The 18,847-nt window shown below is 49.4% G+C and carries 16 protein-coding genes; 10 read left to right on the top strand and 6 right to left on the bottom strand.

The window, feature by feature from the left end:
- Positions 1-31: 31 nt before the first annotated feature.
- On the bottom strand, positions 32-1,798 hold the full coding sequence (locus LOR49_RS11790; RefSeq protein ID WP_240376910.1) for a sigma-54-dependent Fis family transcriptional regulator: 1,767 nt from the start codon (positions 1,796-1,798) through the stop codon (positions 32-34).
- 303 nt (positions 1,799-2,101) lie between these two features.
- On the opposite strand from LOR49_RS11790, the gene LOR49_RS11785 reads away from it, so the two are divergent.
- The 4 genes from LOR49_RS11785 to LOR49_RS11770 all read left to right on the top strand — a co-directional run bounded on the left by LOR49_RS11785 (position 2,102) and on the right by LOR49_RS11770 (position 7,353).
- Complete coding sequence (locus LOR49_RS11785) at positions 2,102-3,046, top strand: DMT family transporter (protein ID WP_240376909.1); 945 nt, start codon at positions 2,102-2,104, stop codon at positions 3,044-3,046.
- A gap of 239 nt (positions 3,047-3,285) precedes the next feature.
- Positions 3,286-4,755, top strand: coding sequence for an aldehyde dehydrogenase family protein (locus tag LOR49_RS11780; protein WP_240376908.1), 1,470 nt, complete (start codon positions 3,286-3,288; stop codon positions 4,753-4,755).
- A 49-nt stretch (positions 4,756-4,804) separates the two neighbouring features.
- Entirely contained in the window at positions 4,805-6,727 is a 1,923-nt protein-coding gene (locus LOR49_RS11775) for a primary-amine oxidase (protein WP_240376907.1), read from the top strand.
- 137 nt (positions 6,728-6,864) lie between these two features.
- Entirely contained in the window at positions 6,865-7,353 is a 489-nt protein-coding gene (locus tag LOR49_RS11770) for a hypothetical protein (RefSeq protein ID WP_240376906.1), read from the top strand.
- Positions 7,354-7,694: 341 nt separating this feature from the next.
- Here the strand turns inward: LOR49_RS11770 and LOR49_RS11765 are convergent, their stop codons facing one another.
- The 3 genes from LOR49_RS11765 to LOR49_RS11755 all read right to left on the bottom strand — a co-directional run bounded on the left by LOR49_RS11765 (position 7,695) and on the right by LOR49_RS11755 (position 10,984).
- Positions 7,695-8,774, bottom strand: a complete 1,080-nt coding sequence (locus tag LOR49_RS11765; protein ID WP_240376905.1) for a branched-chain amino acid aminotransferase — start codon at positions 8,772-8,774, stop codon at positions 7,695-7,697.
- A gap of 248 nt (positions 8,775-9,022) precedes the next feature.
- Entirely contained in the window at positions 9,023-9,211 is a 189-nt protein-coding gene (locus tag LOR49_RS11760) for a hypothetical protein (protein ID WP_275899642.1), read from the bottom strand.
- A gap of 645 nt (positions 9,212-9,856) precedes the next feature.
- Positions 9,857-10,984 (bottom strand): IscS subfamily cysteine desulfurase, encoded by a 1,128-nt coding sequence (locus LOR49_RS11755; RefSeq protein WP_240376904.1) that lies wholly within the window; start codon positions 10,982-10,984, stop codon positions 9,857-9,859.
- A gap of 454 nt (positions 10,985-11,438) precedes the next feature.
- On the opposite strand from LOR49_RS11755, the gene nadB reads away from it, so the two are divergent.
- From nadB to nadA, 3 genes are read left to right on the top strand one after another with little or no spacing between them, the layout of a single operon-like run.
- Entirely contained in the window at positions 11,439-13,040 is a 1,602-nt protein-coding gene (nadB, locus tag LOR49_RS11750; RefSeq protein ID WP_240376903.1) for an L-aspartate oxidase, read from the top strand.
- Positions 13,037-13,948: a carboxylating nicotinate-nucleotide diphosphorylase gene (gene nadC, locus LOR49_RS11745; protein ID WP_240376902.1), complete on the top strand. Its 912-nt coding sequence runs from the start codon at positions 13,037-13,039 to the stop codon at positions 13,946-13,948. The genes nadB and nadC overlap by 4 nt, the downstream gene beginning before the upstream one ends.
- On the top strand, positions 13,908-15,017 hold the full coding sequence (nadA, locus tag LOR49_RS11740) for a quinolinate synthase NadA (RefSeq protein WP_240376901.1): 1,110 nt from the start codon (positions 13,908-13,910) through the stop codon (positions 15,015-15,017). Before nadC ends, nadA begins: the two co-directional genes overlap by 41 nt.
- A gap of 45 nt (positions 15,018-15,062) precedes the next feature.
- Here nadA and gvpU read toward each other — a convergent pair whose 3' ends face one another.
- A complete protein-coding gene (gene gvpU, locus LOR49_RS11735; RefSeq protein WP_240376900.1) occupies positions 15,063-15,488 on the bottom strand; it encodes a gas vesicle accessory protein GvpU in 426 nt (141 codons plus the stop codon).
- Between the two features lie 1,316 nt (positions 15,489-16,804).
- On the opposite strand from gvpU, the gene LOR49_RS11730 reads away from it, so the two are divergent.
- Both LOR49_RS11730 and LOR49_RS11725 read left to right on the top strand, forming a co-directional pair.
- Positions 16,805-17,194: an ArsR/SmtB family transcription factor gene (locus tag LOR49_RS11730; protein ID WP_240376899.1), complete on the top strand. Its 390-nt coding sequence runs from the start codon at positions 16,805-16,807 to the stop codon at positions 17,192-17,194.
- A 17-nt stretch (positions 17,195-17,211) separates the two neighbouring features.
- Positions 17,212-18,111: a cation diffusion facilitator family transporter gene (locus LOR49_RS11725; protein ID WP_240376898.1), complete on the top strand. Its 900-nt coding sequence runs from the start codon at positions 17,212-17,214 to the stop codon at positions 18,109-18,111.
- Positions 18,112-18,153: 42 nt separating this feature from the next.
- Here the strand turns inward: LOR49_RS11725 and LOR49_RS11720 are convergent, their stop codons facing one another.
- Entirely contained in the window at positions 18,154-18,408 is a 255-nt protein-coding gene (locus LOR49_RS11720; protein ID WP_240376897.1) for a hypothetical protein, read from the bottom strand.
- A 244-nt stretch (positions 18,409-18,652) separates the two neighbouring features.
- Between LOR49_RS11720 and LOR49_RS11715 the strand changes: the two genes are divergently transcribed.
- A complete protein-coding gene (locus LOR49_RS11715) occupies positions 18,653-18,841 on the top strand; it encodes a hypothetical protein (RefSeq protein WP_240376896.1) in 189 nt (62 codons plus the stop codon).
- Positions 18,842-18,847 lie beyond the last annotated feature (6 nt).

Raw genomic sequence — 18,847 nt, 5'->3', positions numbered from 1 at the left:
CAAGTCTGGATAAATCCTGTCCGACTCTGGATTACTCGTTACTCTGCTCGAGGCCGTACAGTTCGATTTTCCGATACAGACGATTTCGCGTGATACCAAGCCATTCGGCGGATTTTTTGATGTTCCAGTCGCTCGCTTCGAGGGCCTGCTTAATCACGCGGCTTTCGGATTCGACTAAGGAGAGGATAGGCTGGCTGCCGCTGTTGGTGATTTTTTCTTCCATCTGTAAATCTTCTGCTTCTATCACGTTCGTGTCGGCTAAAAAAGCGGCCTGCTGAAGCGTGCTTTTTAACTCGCGAAAATTGCCGGGCCAATGGTGTTTTTGGACGGCCGCTTTTGCTTGTTCCGCCAGTTTTTTCGGGGGCTGCAACTGCTCAAGAATAAAGGCAGCGATCTCCATCAAATCCGTCCGGTTGTGGAGGGAAGGGAGGTTCAGCTGGATTTCTTTCAAGCGGTAATACAAATCGCTGCGAAAGCGTCCTGCTTGTATTTCCTCCGGGAGACTGCGGTGGGTCGCGGCGATAATTCTCACGTCGACCGGCTTTACTTTTGTGCTTCCCACCGGGGTGATGGCGCGCTCCTGGAGAACGCGGAGGAGAGACACTTGCGCGCGCGGCGGCATGTCCCCGATTTCATCGAGAAAAAGAGTGCCTCCATGTGCCGCCTCAAATTTCCCGATTTGCCCGTGCTGATTGGCTCCTGTAAAAGCGCCTTTTTCATAGCCGAAGAGCTCGCTCTCGATAAGATTTTCGGGAATGGCCCCGCAGTTCACGGCGACAAAGGGCTGAGACGACCGAGCGCTCTCCGTATGAATCGACTGCGCGAACAATTCCTTTCCTGTTCCGCTTTCCCCGTGCAATAAAATAGAAAGATCCGTGGCGGCTGCTTTTTTGCCGAGATGGATTTGTTTTTTTAGTGTTGGACAGCTTCCGACAATATCAGCAAACGAATAAAGAGTGGAGGAGTTTTTTTTCGGTTTTTCCGGTGATGGGGTGTGAACAGCAAATGATTTCCAGTATTTGTTGGCCGTGTCACTAATGATCTCCATACGAAAATGGTCTTGCTTCGTAAAAACAGTCCCGACACAATGCTCTCCCAACAGCCGGCGCGCCGCTTCATTCGCGCGAATGATGACCTCGTTGTTGTCGAGGGAAATGAGCGGCTGCGGATGGTGATCGGAAACACGGTCTAATTCATTAATGGCGACGAATTTCTCTCGTTCGATCTGGTCGACAATCATTTTGTTTTGGATCGACTCCGCAGCCATCTGCGCGACCGAGATCGCCGTTCGGTCAAAGAGATCGACTTTGCTGTAAACATTAATGACGCCGATAAGCGTACCGTCTGCGCCGTAAATAGGATTGGCCGCACAAGTAAGTAGTTGGTTTTCTTCAAAAAAGTGTTCCGCCCCTTGGAGAATTATCGGCGTTTTTTCTGCCAGGACCAGACTGACTGCGTTCGTTCCCCGTCGTTCCTCACTCCAGTTAATCCCAATCTGTAAATTCTCCGTTTTCGTAAACCCGAGCGAAGCCTCTTTGCCTGCGGTATATACGATCCGTCCGTCTTTATCAATCAGCGACGCCATATGATGAGAGCGTTCAATAACCGGCGTTATTTTTTCAAAAACAGGAACAGCAAAATGCAACAGCTTTTCATTTTTGGACTGAAGTTCTTTCACAAAATGCGAGGATATGTGTTGTTCCGGCGGTGAATCACGAGGCTCGAAATTCTGATTCTGACAGCGCTGCCAAGACTTTTGAATGAACTCATTGCGCACGGACGAAGACGGCACCAACATCCAGCAATCACTCCCTTTCGTATTTACATATAAGAAGTAGGAAGCCAACACATGACGAAAGTTCTTCTCTCGTCAGTATATCAAATTTTAACAGTTGTGAAAATTAAAAATAATAAAATAGAATTTGTGTCATTTCGGCGCACACTGTGGTGTTTTGTAACGGTTGCCGAAAACGAAAATGCGGTAGCTGCGCGGTTTTTAAAACGGCACACTTCTTGCAATATTTTATGTTAGGAAAGGAGGGTGACAGAAGACACGCGGCTTTGGACTTTGGTTATTTGAAAAAAGGAGGGAGTTTTTACAATGAGCAGAGGACTGTTGTTTATTATTTTAGCGATGAGTTCCATCGGGATCAGTATCCCGATCGGCGGCCTGATGATGGAAAAGTTCCCCGTCTTTCTTTTTACTTGTATGACGATCTTAATTGCCGGCGTTATTCTTTTTATTACGGCAACCGCTTATGAAAAAACGAATTGGATTAAGCTCGGTGGGAAGAATTACCTTGCCATTTTTATTCAAGCTCTTCTCACCGTAACAATGTACACGGTGTTCCAGCTCTACGGGTTAACCTATGCAAGCGCGGTGGCGGTGGGGATCATCACGAGCATCACCCCGGCTGTCGTCTTAATACTGGCTGTTTTCCTGCTCCGGGAACGTCTCAACCTCAATAAAATTACGGCGATCGCCTTGGCGGTTGTGGCCGTGCTGATTATGGAAATGGCAGGGGTCACACCCGACGGCGGCTCCGGAGGACTGGGCATTTTGTTTATGATCCTCGCGGTTATCTCGATGGCACTCTTCTTCATCTTTGCGAAAAAATTCTCCGTCGAAGTGCAGCTGCCTCCGTTTACGACGGCTACCGGGCTTTGTTTCTTCGGTGCCCTGCAAACACTGCCGATGGCGATTTATGAGTTCCAATCCTTTGATACCGCTATTCTCGCCGACAGTGCCACGTTATGGTACATTCTGTTTTACGCTCTAACTTCTTGGTTGTTTGCCTACTCCTTTACTTTCTTAGCGCTTCCTCGTATTAATGCCAGTACAGCCGGAATGGCGACCGCTTGTATTCCGATTGTGGCGACTGTCGTAGCCGTAGCGTTTTTCGGTGCACCGATCCGGATCGTCGATGTCATTGCCCTGATCCTTGTGATTGCCTCCATCGTTATCGCAGAGCGCCACGGAGGAGCAGAAGAACCACCGGTCGACGGAACTCCGGCAGCCCCGGGAGCAGCAACCGGAGCAAAATAATAATTTTGAAAATTCAATACATTTATGCGTCATTGTAGGACACAGTGCATCGTTTTGACACACCAGCACACAGCAAAAAGGCTTGTTCACAGGGGGTAACAAAGTGGCACGGCTTTTGCAATATATTACCAGTAGGGAAGAAAGGGGGGACGGTTCGACACGTTTTCTGAGCAGAAAAAGAAGCGTACTATCTTTGTAAAAAAAATAACTATCATAAAAGAGGGAAAAGGGGAATGAGGATGGCGGCATTTTATCAATTATTCATTGACGGAAAATGGGTGGATGCAGCGTCGGGAAGGACGTTTGAGTCGATTAATCCGGGTACCGGCGAAGTGAACGGCGTCGTCGCAGAAGGTGGAGAAGAAGACATTGACCGTGCAGTGAATGCGGCCCGGCGCGCATTTGAAAGTGGCCCGTGGGCCAAAATGGCTCCTGGCGACCGCGGCCGCTTATTATATAAAGCAGCACAAAAGATGAGCGAAAAGCTCGATTTTCTCGCAGAAACAGAGTCAAAAGATAACGGCTTGCTGATCAACGAAACGAAGCACATTGCGATGCCGGCAACGGTCGACGTACTTGAATTTTACGCCGGGCTTGCGAACAAAGTGCAGGGGGACACGTTAGCATCACCGGCAGACCGCTTGAATTATACGCTCAAAGAACCAATCGGAGTCGTCGGCGCCATCGTACCGTGGAACTTCCCGATCATGATTACGATGTGGAAGCTCGCACCGGCCTTGGCGGCAGGCAACACGATCGTCATTAAGCCTGCGGAACAGACACCGATCAGCACACTGGAATTAATGAAAATTTTCGAGGATGTCGGCTTTCCAGACGGCGTCATCAACGTAGTACCGGGTTACGGAGAAACAGCTGGGCAGGCACTGGCATCGCATTCCGGCGTTGATAAAGTCGCTTTTACCGGTTCCACTCACACAGGACGCCTCATTATGCAGGCAGCGACGAAACACTTGAAACCGGTTTCACTTGAGCTTGGCGGGAAAAATCCGAACATCGTGTTCGAAGATGCTGATCTCGAGAGCGCTGTCAACGGGTCGCTGTTCGGCATTTATTTTGCCCAGGGTCAGGTGTGCGCATCAGGATCGCGGATGTTTGTTCAGGACTCCATTTACGACGAATTCATGGATCTGTTCGCGAAAAAAGCAGAAATGATCCGCGTCGGTGATCCACTCGACCCGACTTCTCAGATGGGCCCGCAAGTCACCGAGAAACACTTGCAGTCGATTGAACGGTATGTGGCGGCCGGAGTAGAAGAGGGGGCGAGTCTGCGGACAGGCGGTGAACGGTACCAGGGGGCCGGCGGCGGCTACTATTACACGCCGACTATTTTTGAAAACGTGACAAGTGATATGAGAATCGCGCAGGAAGAAATTTTCGGCCCGGTCGTCTCGGCTATACGCTTTACAGACGAAGCCGACGCCTTGGCAAAAGCGAACGACACCATATACGGCCTCACTTCCGGCGTATGGACGAATGATATAAAACGCGGACACCGGATGGCACGTGGATTAAAATCCGGAACCGTTTACATTAACACATTCAGCATGCTCGACAGCGCAGCCCCGTTCGGAGGCACCAAACAGAGCGGCTTCGGCAGAGACTTAGGCATCGAAGCCATGGACATGTACACACAGACAAAAAACGTCTGGGTCGACCTAAGCGACGGACTCAACTGGTACGGACTGTAGGAATAAATGGGGTTTTTGCCAAATACAATGACGAAAGGGAGAGGAAAATATGTTGAAAGAAACGATGCAGGTGAACCATCCGCTTGAGCCATTGACGGCAGAGGAAATAGAAAATGCAGCTGCCATTTTGAAAAAAGAGAAGAACCTCGGAAAAGAATACCGTTTTGCGAATGTGTCACTCATCGAACCGGCAAAGGAGGTAGTGCTGAATTTTAAGAAAGGAGACATTATTCAGCGGGATGTTCTGATCATGCTATTAAACAATGCCGAGGCAAAAACATACGAAGCAACGGTAAACTTAAATGATGCGAAAGTAACTTCCTGGACGCACATTCCGGGCGTACAGCCGAATATTATGCTTGATGAATTCGAGGAATGTGAGAATGTCGTCAAAAATCATCCCGACATGCAGGCAGCATTCCGGAAGCGCGGCATTGACAGTTTTGAACATATCAAAGTAGACCCGTGGTCGGCGGGGAATTTCGGTCATGAAGAGGAAAAAGGAATCCGGCTCGCGCGGGCAATTTGTTTCAAAAAAACCTCCGAGTTCGACAACGGCTATGCCCGCCCGATCTCCGGACTATATGCGTATGTCGACCTTAACAAAATGGAAGTAATCGAAGTCGTCGACAATGAAACGTATCCACTGCCGCCGCTTGACGGTAACTACAATCAGGCATCGATTGAAAAATTTAGGGACGACATTAAACCGCTCGAGATTACCCAACCGGAAGGACCGAGTTTTCAAATAGACGGCCACAACATCGCCTGGCAAAAATGGAACATCCGCTTCGGATTTAACCAGCGGGAAGGGCTCGTCCTCCACAACGTGACGTATGAAGACAAAGGAGAAGACCGGCCTGTTCTGTACCGGGCATCCCTGTCGGAAATGGTCGTGCCGTACGGGGACCCGAATCCCCCGGTGAACCGCAACAATGCGTTTGATAACGGAGAATACGGAATCGGCATGCTTGTCAACTCGCTAACGCTCGGCTGTGACTGCCTCGGTGAAATTCGTTACTTCGATGCCGCACTCTCTGACAGTGAAGGGAATCCGATCATCATTAAAAACGCGATTTGTCTTCACGAAGAAGACTACGGGATTTTGTGGAAACATACAGACTGGGCGACCGAGGAAGTCGAAGTGCGCCGTTCACGCCGTCTTGTGTTATCGAGCATTTCAACGGTAGGAAACTATGAATACGGCTTCTTCTGGTATTTTTATCAGGACGGCACGATTGAACATGAAGTGAAGCTCACCGGCATCGTCCACACACGGGCCATGCATCCAGGAGAAAAATCCAAATACGGCAGTCTTGTGGCTCCGCAGCTGATGGCGCCGAATCACCAGCACTTCTTTAACGTGCGCATGGATATGATGGTCGACGGCCTGAATAACTCTGTCGTCGAAGTCAATACAGAACCTGACACGAAAGGCGAGCATAACCCGTATCAGAACGGCTTCCTTGCGAAGTCAACCGTGTTAAAAACAGAGTCCGAAGCACGCCGCAACCTGAACTTGGAAACGGCCCGCTACTGGAAATTCATCAATCCGGAGAAGAAAAATATCGTCGGCGAACCGGTCGGCTACAAGCTCTTCCCAGGCGAAAACTGCTTCCCGTTTGCCCATGACGAATCAAGTTTAATGAAACGGGCCGGCTTTATTAAAAACCACCTCTGGGTGACCCCGTTTCAAGCCGAGGAGAAATACGCGGCCGGGACCTACATTAATCAGCATGAAGGCGGCGAAGGACTCGTGAAGTGGACAGCGGCCGACAGAAATGTCGAAAACACCGATGTCGTCGTGTGGTACACGATGGGCCACCACCACGTCACCCGCCCGGAAGATTGGCCGGTCATGCCGACAGCCTACATGGGCTTCACCCTAAAACCATCCGGCTTTTTCGACAGAAACCCAAGCCTTGACGTACCGCCATCAAAGCCGAAAAACGACGAAGACTGCTGCCACTAAAAGCGTTTGAGAGACCCTAATGCCAACCATTTAAGAGAGGGGGATGTCTCTTATTGCATGAATGGTAGTTTCGATTTAGCAGCATGATCTTCCGCGTCATGCTGCTACATTCATCACAAGGGGGAGGATGAACCACCATGTTGATAGCAAACTTACTTATCATCACGCTGCTTTCCATCGGTTTACTGGCTGCCATTTATAAGGAAAAAGACCGGTTCCGCGCATCAAGCATTCATGCCCATATTATCGTTATGTCAGTCAGTATGATGCTGAGTCTCTTTTTTGGGTTTTTGCTCGGGATCGTCCTCGGCACCGATTTCGTACTCGCCACGATTATCGCCACCACATACGGCGTGTTGATCGGCTGCCTTCTCGGCCTGCTTTTTGATCCGTTTGTCATGCTGAGCGGCACGGTCGAAGGGATTATGGGCGGCATGATGGGGGCGATGACCGGCAATATGGTACTCATGTCTTCCAAACTTACCACGATCATCGTCTTTTTTGACGTGCTTTTTCTCGTCTTGCTCCTTCTCTCTTTTAATCTTGTTTTCCGGTTCACGGCCAAAAAAACCAAGCAACCGCAGAAACTTCAGCCTGTTCCCACTGGCAAAACCAACGAAATGTAACAAAAAATTATAGGACAGCACCAAAAAACGGTGCCGGGATAAAATTATATTACGCACAGAATAATCCGAACGATTGGATACAATCAGTTCGGATTATTAAGGTAAGACAGTAATCATAAACGTTGTTTCGTCAAAATACTTCGCTTTCCGCGGGCACGGCCTCAGCTAACTTGGTAAAGTAAAACCCTTTACCAAGTGGATCTTCGGCTCGTGCTGTTCCCGCAGGAGTCTTCGTATTTTGACTACACTTAGTTTATACGTACACAATCTTAATGTTCGATTTTTCAGTTACGTGTGTCAGATTTGTCCCAGCCTCGTTTTCTTTATGCAGTTGGTTGCGGTTATTTTACCTCTACCGGAACCGTCCACCCGAATGGATCTTTTTCCTCTCCGGTTTGAATCCCGGCAATGGTTTGGTACAGGTCGAGAGAGAGTTTTCCCGTCTCCTTGTTGTTGACCACCATCTCTTTGTCTTTCCACTTTAACATGCCGACCGGTGAAATAACGGCCGCGGTACCGGTGCCGAATACTTCTTCAAGCGTACCATCTTTGTGTGCTTCCGCAATTTCTTCCATGGAAAGGCGCCGCTCCTGTACGGTGTAGCCCCAATGCTTCAACAACTCAATGACCGAATCACGGGTAACCCCGGCAAGGATGCTCCCGTTGAGCGCCGGCGTTACCACTTCCCCGTTTATTTTGAAGAAAATATTCATGCTGCCGACTTCTTCCACGTACTTTTTCTCAAGCGCATCAAGCCACAGCACTTGGTCATAGCCAAGCTCAGTCGCCTTCGTCTGCGCACGCAAACTCGCGGCGTAGTTGCCCGACGTCTTTGTGAAGCCGACCCCACCCTTGACCGAACGAACAAACTCATCTTCCACGTAAATTTTCACCGGGCTCATCTGATCCGAATTCGAGTAATAAGCCCCGACCGGCGAAAGAATAATCATGAGTTTATACTGGGAGGAAGGCTTTACATTAATCACCGGCTCCGTCGCGATTACGAACGGACGGATATACAAGGACTGTCCTTTCTTCGTCGGAATCCAGTCCTGGTCCATATGTACAAGCGTTTGGAGCGCTTCCACCAAAAACGATTCATCCACTTGTGGAATATTCATCCGTTCATTGGAGATATTCAGGCGCTCGAAATTTTTTTCAGGACGGAACAGAAGTATTTCGCCATTCGCTTTGTACGCTTTCAGCCCCTCAAACACCGCCTGCCCGTAATGAAAAACAAGCGCCGACGGATCCAGTGAAACCGGTTCATACGGCGTAATCCGCGCATCATGCCACCCTTGTTCCTTGTCATAATCCATCACAAACATATGATCTGTAAAATTCGTACCGAAGCTCAAATCATTATAATCCGGCTTCGTTTTTTTGTCGGTCCTCTCGTGAATCGTTAACTCAAGTGCCATCCAGACATCCCCTTTTTCAACTTAAAAATTCAACGTCCCTCTAGTTTACTCCAAAAGCTGTAATTTTTCAGTAGGAAAGAATAGGGGCCCCGCTACCAAAGTCAGAAGACACCCCTTTTTCATTAGGCCGTTTTCGTATAGATTGTTGCTTTCTTGAAATGGGTAAGAGAATGGGGGGGAAGGAGGCGTTTAAGTGAGGTGGGAAGAAAAAACAGCAGTTGATGAACGAATCAATCAACTACTGCTGCTCAGTTGTCATTAAGTCTTTGTATGCCTGCGTGTATGATCAATGCAACCGCACTCCATATAGATAAAACGACAGCAACTAGTAATAGCAACCATTTTGCAAATTGCGGAAGTTCAGTAGTCAAAGAAATAACGAAAGCACCACTACCAACTATTAACATTGCCATCAAGAAAGGTACATTTTTCACCAATCGTTAACACCCCTATCGAATTAAATATAATCTAATATAACACATTACTTTTTTCTGAGCTTTAAGAAAAAATACAAGCGAGCGAGTGACGTCGTGAAACCGCACAGTTGTGCAGATAACGACATCATAGAGGGTGGATGAAGTCGCGAAATCGAGTAGTTGTATAAATAGCGACGTCATAGGGGGTGGATGAAGTCACGAAATTGTGCAGTTGTGAAAATAGCGACGTCATAAGGGCTGGATGAAGCTACGAAATTGTGCAGTTGTGAAAATAACGACGCCATCGGGGGTGGATGAAGCCGCGAAATTGTGCAGTTGTGAAAATAACGACGTCATAGAGGATGAATGAAGCCGTGAAATTGTTCAGTTGTGAAAATAGCAACACCATAGGGGATGAATGAAGTCGCGAAACCGTGTAGTTGCGAAAATAACGACCTCATAAGGGCTGGCTGAAGTCGCGAAGTTGAGCAGTTGTAAAAATAACGACGTCATAAGGGCTGGATGAAGCTACGAAATTGTGCGGTCATGAAAACAGCGACGTCGTAGCGGGTGAATGAAGTCGTGAAACCTTGCAGTTGCGAAAATAACGACGTCATCGGGGAGTGGATGACGTCGCATAATCGCACTGTTTCTTCTCCTTATCAATCACACGTTTGTTTGAGAGCGCGCCGTTATTTCCTGAAGCGCGGCGGCTGTTTTTTCAAGGTGTTCATCGGTTGTATGAATGCCGAAGCTGATCCGAAACAGGCTGTGGGCGTCTTCCGGGGTGTAGCCCATCGCGAGTAAGCTTTTCGGCGGGGCGGACAGGGACGATTGGCAGGCGCTGCCAGAGGAAATGGCGATACCGCGGCGGTTGCACTCCAGCAACATCCACTGTCCTTCGTACCCCCGCGCCCCTAACGCAAGGTGATGCGGGAGGCGCTTGACCGGATCACCGAATAATGTAAAAGTTTCCTCGTCGACTTGTTGTAAAAAAGAGCGCTGCATGTTCTGCCATCTGTCCCGGTTCGCCTCGAGCTGATCATGCATCACTCGCGCCGCCGTGGTGAACGCCGCAATTCCAGGCACATCAACGGTTCCCGGTTTAAATCCGTCTTGATGAGAAACGCCGGGATAGATACTTTTCCAGCGCACATGTGGGGCGATGTAACAGGCGCCGGTATTTTTCGGACCGTAAATTTTGTGCGCGGACATCGAAATGGCATCAAGGCGGAGGGCGGTCACGTCGAGCGGTACTTTTGCAAACGTCTGCACCGCATCGGTATGGAACACCGCATCGCTCGCGAGCTTCCCAATCTCGGCAAGCGGCTGAATCACGCCGGTTTCACTGCTCGCGTGGCAAACAGTGATGAGTATCGTATCTTCGCGTATTAACGAAGCGATTGACTCCAGACACACTTCCCCATTCGGCTTTGCAGCTGCCTCCTCAACGGTGAACCCTTCTTCCTGCAATTTTCCAAGCGCCTGGTAAACGGAAGGATGCTCGAAAGGAGACGTAATAATATGTCGGCCCCGCGCGCTGTTCCCGTACGCTAAACTGAGTAAGGCCGTGATGTTACTGTCTGAACCACCATTTGTAAAATAAACCCCGTGCGGATGACCACCGATAAGCGCGGCTATTTCTTCACGGCAGTAGTGGAGTAACTGCTTTGCTTCCTCCCCGTAATCATGCAAACTCTGTTCATTCCCGCTAAACGAACGACACGCCTGTACATACGTCTCAAGCGCTTCGTCCCTCATCGGCGTCGTCGCGCAGTAGTCTAAATAAATCATTCCAGCTCCCTCTTTTCTCGTAATCTAAAAAACTACAAGCTATGAGACCACTTTATCCTCGTCCAAGCAGATTATTAGTTTTATAAAAGATTCATGTTACCGCTTTATTCAAAATTCGGTAGATTATCGGTCTTATAAATCGTCCCTGAGACCAAATTCGCCTTACTCCAACCGAATGTTGGTCTTAAGAAGCGTGCGTGAGACCAATCACGCCTTACATCAACCGAATGTTGGTCTTAAGAAGCGCTCCTGAGATCACTTCAGCCCAACTCCAGCTGCATTCCTCGAAACGGAGACCTGGTTTCCCCCTTTTGCTCATTTTTTCACAAGTTTTTCGTTACGGGGTATTGTCACTAGTTTAATTTTATGTAAATATAGATGTCAAGACACATGTAAAAACAAAACTAGCGACAACCTATACATAGATTCACAGGAAAACGGGAGGAGGGGTGAGATGGAAGAGTCTATGATCCACACGGATGCGGTCATCGTGGGCAGCGGGATTGCCGGTATGCTGGCTGCTATCGAACTATCGAAAAAAATGACAGTAACGCTCGTATCGAAATCGACATGCGGAGCGGGGAACTCGGAAAAAGCACAAGGCGGGATTGCTGCTTCTTTGGATAAAAACGAACAACAAGCGGCGCTGCACGTAGACGATACGCTTGCGTGTGGCGGCGGGTTGAATGCGCCAGATGCCGTAGAGGCGCTCGTCAAGGAGGCGCCGCACGTGATGGGGCGGCTTCTCCAGTACGGAGTCCTTTTTGATCAGAAGGAGGACGGCCGTTTTCATTTGGCAAAAGAAGGGGCGCACAGCTGCCGGCGGATTTTCCATGCGGGCGGGGACGCGACCGGGCGCGAGATTATGAAACAGCTTCGTCTTGCGCTTCCCGTTCAGGTGACCATGCTAGAAAAGGTAACCATCCAAGACGCAATAATCGAAAATGACACCTGCATAGGGGTCATCGGCACAGATGAAAGTGGCAGCCGCCTGACCATTCATGCTTCGTACACGGTGCTTGCTACGGGTGGTTGCGGCCAGCTTTACTCGGTGACATCCAATGCGGAAGAAGCGACCGGTGACGGTTATGCGATCGCGTGGCGGGCCGGTGCTGAGCTTGTCGACATGGAGTTTTTGCAATTTCATCCGACGATGTTGTTCGCCGCAGGAAAGGGAGCCGGTCTGTTGTCAGAGGCGATCCGCGGGGAAGGCGGTGTGCTCCTTGACGAAAACGGGACACCGATTATGAAAGGGCGGCATGAGCTTGGTGATCTGGCGCCGCGCGCGGTCGTGGCGAAAGCGGTGCATGACACCCGCCAGGCCGGGAAGGATGTTTTTCTTTCCATTCGGGCCATTCCAGACTTTGAAAAGAAATTCCCGACGATCACGAAGCGCTTACGTGAAAACGGGATCGAGGTGGAAAAAGGACTGCTTCCCGTACGCCCCGGTGCGCACTTTATGATGGGCGGGGTCGCAGCGGATGCATGCGGCACCACGAGTATCCCCGGCCTGTACGCGATCGGAGAGACTGCCTGCACCGGCATGCACGGGGCCAACCGCCTCGCAAGCAACTCCTTGTTGGAAGGCGCCGCGTCCGCTTTACTGCTCGCAAACGCCCTTCCTGTACCGCCGCAACAAAGGCGCACGCGTCAAACCATGCTCAAGCTGCCGGCAACCGTTCCATCTTTTCGGAAACCGAGCCTGCAGGAATTGAAAACCACCATGGACCAATGGGTCGGTATCGTCAAAGACAGAGAGGGGCTGCGGCGCATGGCGGAGTGGCTTGACTCCTATCAAGCTTTTATCGAAAGCCCGTACGACCCTGCCGCCGACAAAGAGGAGATCGAATTAAAAAATATGCTGACGACTGCGTTTCTTATTACGCACGCTGCGTTAAAACGGACGGAAACACGCGGGGCTCATATTCGGAGTGACTACCCGGGCGAACAACCGGACTGGCAAGCGCACTCCATCGTCTGGCAGTCGCACAGCCGTTTCCCTGTTGTCTGTTCGCGAGACGTAAAGAGTAGGGAAAAAGAGGAGGTCATACTATGAATGCCTTACACATTCGGGAGAAACTGCAGGAATTTTTTATCGAGGATATTGGTTCCGGCGATGTAACGACGGACGCGATTTTTTCACCAGAAGAGGAAGCCGCAGGACAGCTCATTTCCAAAGGAGACGACATCGTGTTTTGCGGCAGCATCATCTTGCAGGAGGGGTACAAGCTGCTTGATGAAAACGCGGTAGTAACCGTGTACGTACAAGACGGGGAGAGCGTTGCCCGTGGGCAAGTGATTGCCGAGGTGAGCGGTCGCACACGCGCCCTGCTCAGCGGCGAACGGGTTCTGTTAAACATCGTGCAGCGGATGAGCGGGATCGCAACTGCCGCGCGGAAGGCCGTTACTACACTCGCTGACCCGTCCATCCGCATTTGCGATACACGTAAAACCGTGCCCGGGATGCGCATGTTTGATAAATATGCCGTGCGCATGGGGGGCGCCGCCAATCATCGGTACGGTTTGTACGACGCCGTTATGATTAAAGACAATCACATTGCCGCGGCCGGCGGAATTGCAGAAGCGGTCGCCAAAGTGAAGGCAGCTGCCGGGCATATGGTGAAAATCGAAGTCGAAGTGACGAATGAGCAAGAAGTGAAAGAAGCCGTCGCTGCGCAGGCCGATGTTATCATGCTCGACAATTGCAGCCCGGAGAAAATCAAAACGCTCCTTCCTCATATTCCCTCGACGGTTGTGACCGAGGCGTCCGGCAATATAACGCTTGCGAACATTCAGGAGTACAGCGGCTGCGGGGTGGATATGATATCACTCGGTTCCCTCACTCATTCGGTTAAGGCTGCGGATATAAGTATGCTGCTATTCTCTCCAACAACAAAGTCAGACCTAGAAAGGAATGTGTCCGATGAACGTATTAGAGAATTTTCACGTACACTCCCTTCCTGAATCGATCCGCGCGCTATCCCGAGAAGCGATGGAAGCGCGCGTCTGGGAGATAAAAAAAGAACTGGGTTCACGTCTTTTTATGCCCGGGCATTATTATCAAAAAGATGAAGTCATTCAATTTGCTGACGCAACCGGTGATTCCCTCCAACTTGCGAAGGCAGCCGCTGCCAATAAAGAAGCCGAACACATCGTTTTTTGCGGCGTTCATTTCATGGCGGAAACAGCTGATATTTTGTCCGATCACGATCAAACCGTCCTGCTGCCTGATCTGCGTGCCGGCTGTTCGATGGCCGATATGGCGGACATCCATCAAGTGGAAAAAGCGTGGGAAGCGTTGCAGCAAGAGCTCGGTGACACGATCATCCCGCTCACCTACGTGAACAGCACCGCGGCGATTAAAGCATTTTGCGGAGAGCACGACGGAGCCACGCTGACCTCATCAAACGCACGTGCGCTGCTCGAGTGGGCGTTTACGAAAAAAGAACGGATTTTATTTTTGCCTGATCAGCATCTCGGCCGCAATACGGCGTACCAGATGGGAATTCCGCTCGCAGACATGGCCGTTTGGGATCCAATTCAGGAAAAACTTGAATGGGGAGGAGATCCGGAGAACATCCGCATGATTCTCTGGAAAGGGCATTGCTCCGTTCATGAAAAATTCACGCTCGACAACATCCGCGAGGTGCGGCGCCGTGATCCAGACGTCAATGTCATCGTTCATCCGGAATGCACGTTTGACGTTGTCGACGCGGCGGATCAAGCCGGGTCCACCAGTTTTATTATCGACGCGATACAAAAAGCCCCCGCCGGAAGCAAGTGGGCCGTGGGCACCGAAATGAACCTCGTCAACCGGCTAGCCGCCACCATGACGGACAAAACCGTTTTTTCCTTAAATCCTAACATGTGCCCGTGCTTGACGATGAACCGCATCGATCTTGCCCATTTGCTTTGGTCGCTTGAAAGCATCCGGGACGGCCACCCTCACCACATCATCCGTGTTCCGGAAGACGTCAAGGAACAGTCCTTGCTTGCGATAGAGCGGATGTTTGCTGTGCCAAAAGAAACATAGAAAAAGCTGAGCCCGGCAAGTCTGCCGTGCGCTCAGCTTTATTGGTTAAACAAAGCGGTCGCCTTCTTCTTTTTTAACCGCAATGGAGCCGAAGCTGAAACCGTTAACGTCGGCCGCTTTCCCCCTCCACAGGTCACCCTCCAGTGGAATCTGCTCCTTGCCGACCACCATTTTTGCCTGACGGAGGTGGAGATAGCCGGTCTCATACTCATCCGCGTCGGTGTGCTTCGCAAATTTATCCGTCATTTTATCGAGAAACGCACTGATCTTCTCTCCCAATTCCTCATCCTCACTTTTGAGCCGCCGCCTCACTTCCTGCATGTACGTCACATTGCCAATAAGCTGCCCCGTGATCGTCGTCCCGTTCACCTGCAGCGTCACATCCATCTCCGCCCCGTTATCCGCAAGCCGAATCAAATAACGCAGCAGAAAATCAGTGTAATCGTTATGATGCAAATTTTCCTCAATCATTGTACGTCGCCCCTTTTCTCATCCTTACTCTAGTTATAGTGTACCCGCCACCACCGAAATATTAATCCTATTTTCCCAACATTTCTGCGAGAGGGGCAGTGAAAAAGCATGTTTTAGAAAAAAGCAGATGGCATAGGCGGTGTATGAAGTTGCGAAAAAGGCTTCTGGCGAAAATAACAACGCCACACGGGACGAATGACGTCGTGAAAAACGTTACTGGCAAAAATAGCGACGGCATAGGAGGTGAATGACGTCGCAAAACAGCGCCCTCAAGTAAATAACGACATCATAGAGGGTGAATGAAGCCGTGAAAAACCGCCTGCATGAAAATAACAACGTCATACGACATGAATGGAGTCATGAAAAACGCTGTTAGTAAAAACAACGACATCATAGAGGTTGTATGACGTCGCGAAACAGCACAGCCATGAAAATAGCGACAGCATAGGGGTTGTATGACGCCACGAAAAACCGAAGCACGGAGAATACCGACGTCATAGGGAATGAATGGAGTTGTGAAAGAGACTTTTGGTGAAAATAACAACACCATAGTCGTGTATGACGCCGTGAAAAATCGAAGCATGGAGAATAGCGACGCCATACCGATTGGATGATGTCGTGAAAAACCGTTTTGGTAAAAATAACAACAGCATAGAGGGTGTAGGAGATCGCGAAACAGCGCAGTCATGAAAATAACGACGCCCTAGCGACCGAATGCCGTCGTGAAAAACGGTACTGGCAAAAATAGTGACGGCATAGGGCTTGTATGACGCCATGAAAAACCGAAGCACAGAGAATAGCGACGTCATAGGGAGTGTATGGAGTCGTGAAAAAGGCTTCTGGTGAAAATAGCGACACCATAGAGGGTGAATGAAGCCGCGAAAAACGACTTGAAAGAAAATAACAGCGTCATAGGAATTTTTCTGACATCTCTAGGCCGTATGTGTAAAATTTCACTCTTTAACTAAAGAGAAATTGGATACTGCGGGCTGAAAAAAGCGTCGGGCGGTGACTCCAGCGGGAAAAGCAACAGCTGAAGATCCCGCAGTGAGCGCTCTTTGCTCACGAGGAAGCTGAAGCGTTGCCCGCGGAAAGCATCCGCCCAGAGCGATTGGAAGCCGGAGGTCGATTTGAAAAATAGAGTGCTGCAATATTGCTCTGATAACCATGTCGAGAAAAACTTGACACACACTTCTAGTCTTCCTTAATTCAAATAATCACTTGAATACTCTATAATAGATAGAAACGTTAGGTTAGGAAGCTTGTTGCAGGAAGCCCAATGAAAGACAGGAACATAAATAAAGGAGGCGGGTTGGATGGCGAAAGCAAACGTGAAAGCGGAGGATGTTTGTGAAACGGCGTGTGTGGAAAGAGAAAAGGTAGAGCGAGTGAAGCAGCAGATTAATGAGGAGGAAAGCGAGCGGATGGCGAATATGTTTAAAGGGCTCGCCGATAAAAACCGGATGACGATCGTGCAAGCACTCGCGATGGAAGGCGAGCTTTGCGTTTGCGATGCCGCGAATATTCTCGGGGCGTCGACCGCTTCTACTTCGCACCATTTACGGTATTTACGTAAACTCGGTCTGGCCAAGTACCGGAAAGAAGGCAAGCTTGTTTATTATTCGCTCGATGACAGCCACGTGCAGCAAATCGTGGAGCTCGCGGTCGACCACCAACAGGAATTGAACGAACGAGAGAACGAGTAACGAACGAGGAGGATGCTATGGGGCATGATCATGAGCACCACCACGGGTCAAGCAATATAAAAACCGCTTTTTTTCTTAATTTTTCCTTCACGATTATTGAACTGATTGGCGGCGTGTTAACGAACAGTGTCGCGATTATGTCGGACGCGATCCATGATCTCGGGGATTCCTTGTCCCTCGGGTTGTCGTGGTTTTTACAAAATAAATCCAAACAAAAAAGCAATAACACCTTCACGTACGGGTACCGGCGTTTTTCCCTGCTTGGCGCATTAATCAACAGCATCGTCTTGATTGTTGGGTCCCTGTTTGTGCTGAGCGAAGCGGTGCCGCGCATCTTGGATCCCCAGCCCCCTCAATCGGTCGGCATGTTCTTTTTAGCGATACTCGGGGTGGTCGTGAACGGGACGGCGGTGCTGAAAACGAGATCCGGGACATCCATGAATATGAAGGTGGTCTCCTGGCATCTGTTGGAAGACGTGCTCGGCTGGATAGCGGTTCTTATTGTCAGTATCGTGATGTACTTCTGGAACTTTCCTATCCTCGATCCGCTCCTCGCGGTGTTGATTACCTGTTATATTTTAGTTAATGTTATCCGCAACTTGAAAAAAACATTATTTATTTTCCTGGACGGGGTGCCGGAAGAGATTGACCCAGATGCCATTGCAACCGAGATACAGAAGCTGGCGAACGTGGCGGATACGCACCACGTTCATGTTTGGTCGCTTGACGGCGAAGAACACGTTTTGACGCTGCACGTCGTCCTGGCTGACGGCCTGTCCGTAGACGAAATCGCAGAGGTGAAACGAGCGGTGAAACAAGCGGTGAGCCCGTACCAATTCAGCCATATCACGATTGAAACAGAATTATCCGAAGCCGACTGCAGTCTCCATGAAGAGCCGTCCACGCCCTCCCGCTAAAAGAAGAGAGCTTAAGGCGCATGTCGACGCCTTAAGCTCTTTTTAAAGTTTAATCGTATATTGAAAACGTTCCCGGCTTGCAAGCGGGGCCAGATGAATATTCAACTTTCTCTTGGAGGACTCGGGGTAATTACGGTTAAATTGAATCACCGGGCATTGGCTGCATGATTCTTCAATGCCGGTACACGTCGCAGTGCAGGAGACGTAACCCTTTTCTTTATGGACAGAAATCTCATAATTCACATACCGTTTGACATGTTCGCAATACGTGGAGTGCCGTGAAAGTAGATAGTTCATGAACATGCTCCTTTTAGTAAGTCAGTCATTACTTTGTAACACTGCTGTAATATATACATAAGGTATACCCTTATTTACAATTTGAAAACCTCTTATTGTTTTTCCTTAAAAAGAAGGTTTCAAACGTGAAAAAGGTGGTATATAGTACTTACCGAAAGATCAGTTCTCTTGAAAGAAATGATTCCCAACCATCCCATCAGAGGCATATATCTATTACGAAGAAAGAAATAAAGGCGGGGATACGATGAAAAAGTATATGATTATTGCGGTCGACCAGGAAGGAAACGAGGTCGGGCTCGAGCATTACATGGAAAACAAGGAAAAAAATGGCATTATTTTTGAATCAAAAGAACAGGCTTGTACCTTTTATGATGTGGTGAAAGAAGAATTATTTCCATACTCTGTTAAAATGCTCGGCATGCAGGAATCGTAAAATAGG

Origin of the sequence: Bacillus piscicola, from assembly GCF_022458745.1 — a bacterium.
Lineage (GTDB): Bacteria > Bacillota > Bacilli > Bacillales > Marinococcaceae > Alteribacillus_A > Alteribacillus_A piscicola.
Note: the sequence above shows the minus strand (reverse complement) of the source record. Positions and strands in the feature narration are given on the sequence as shown.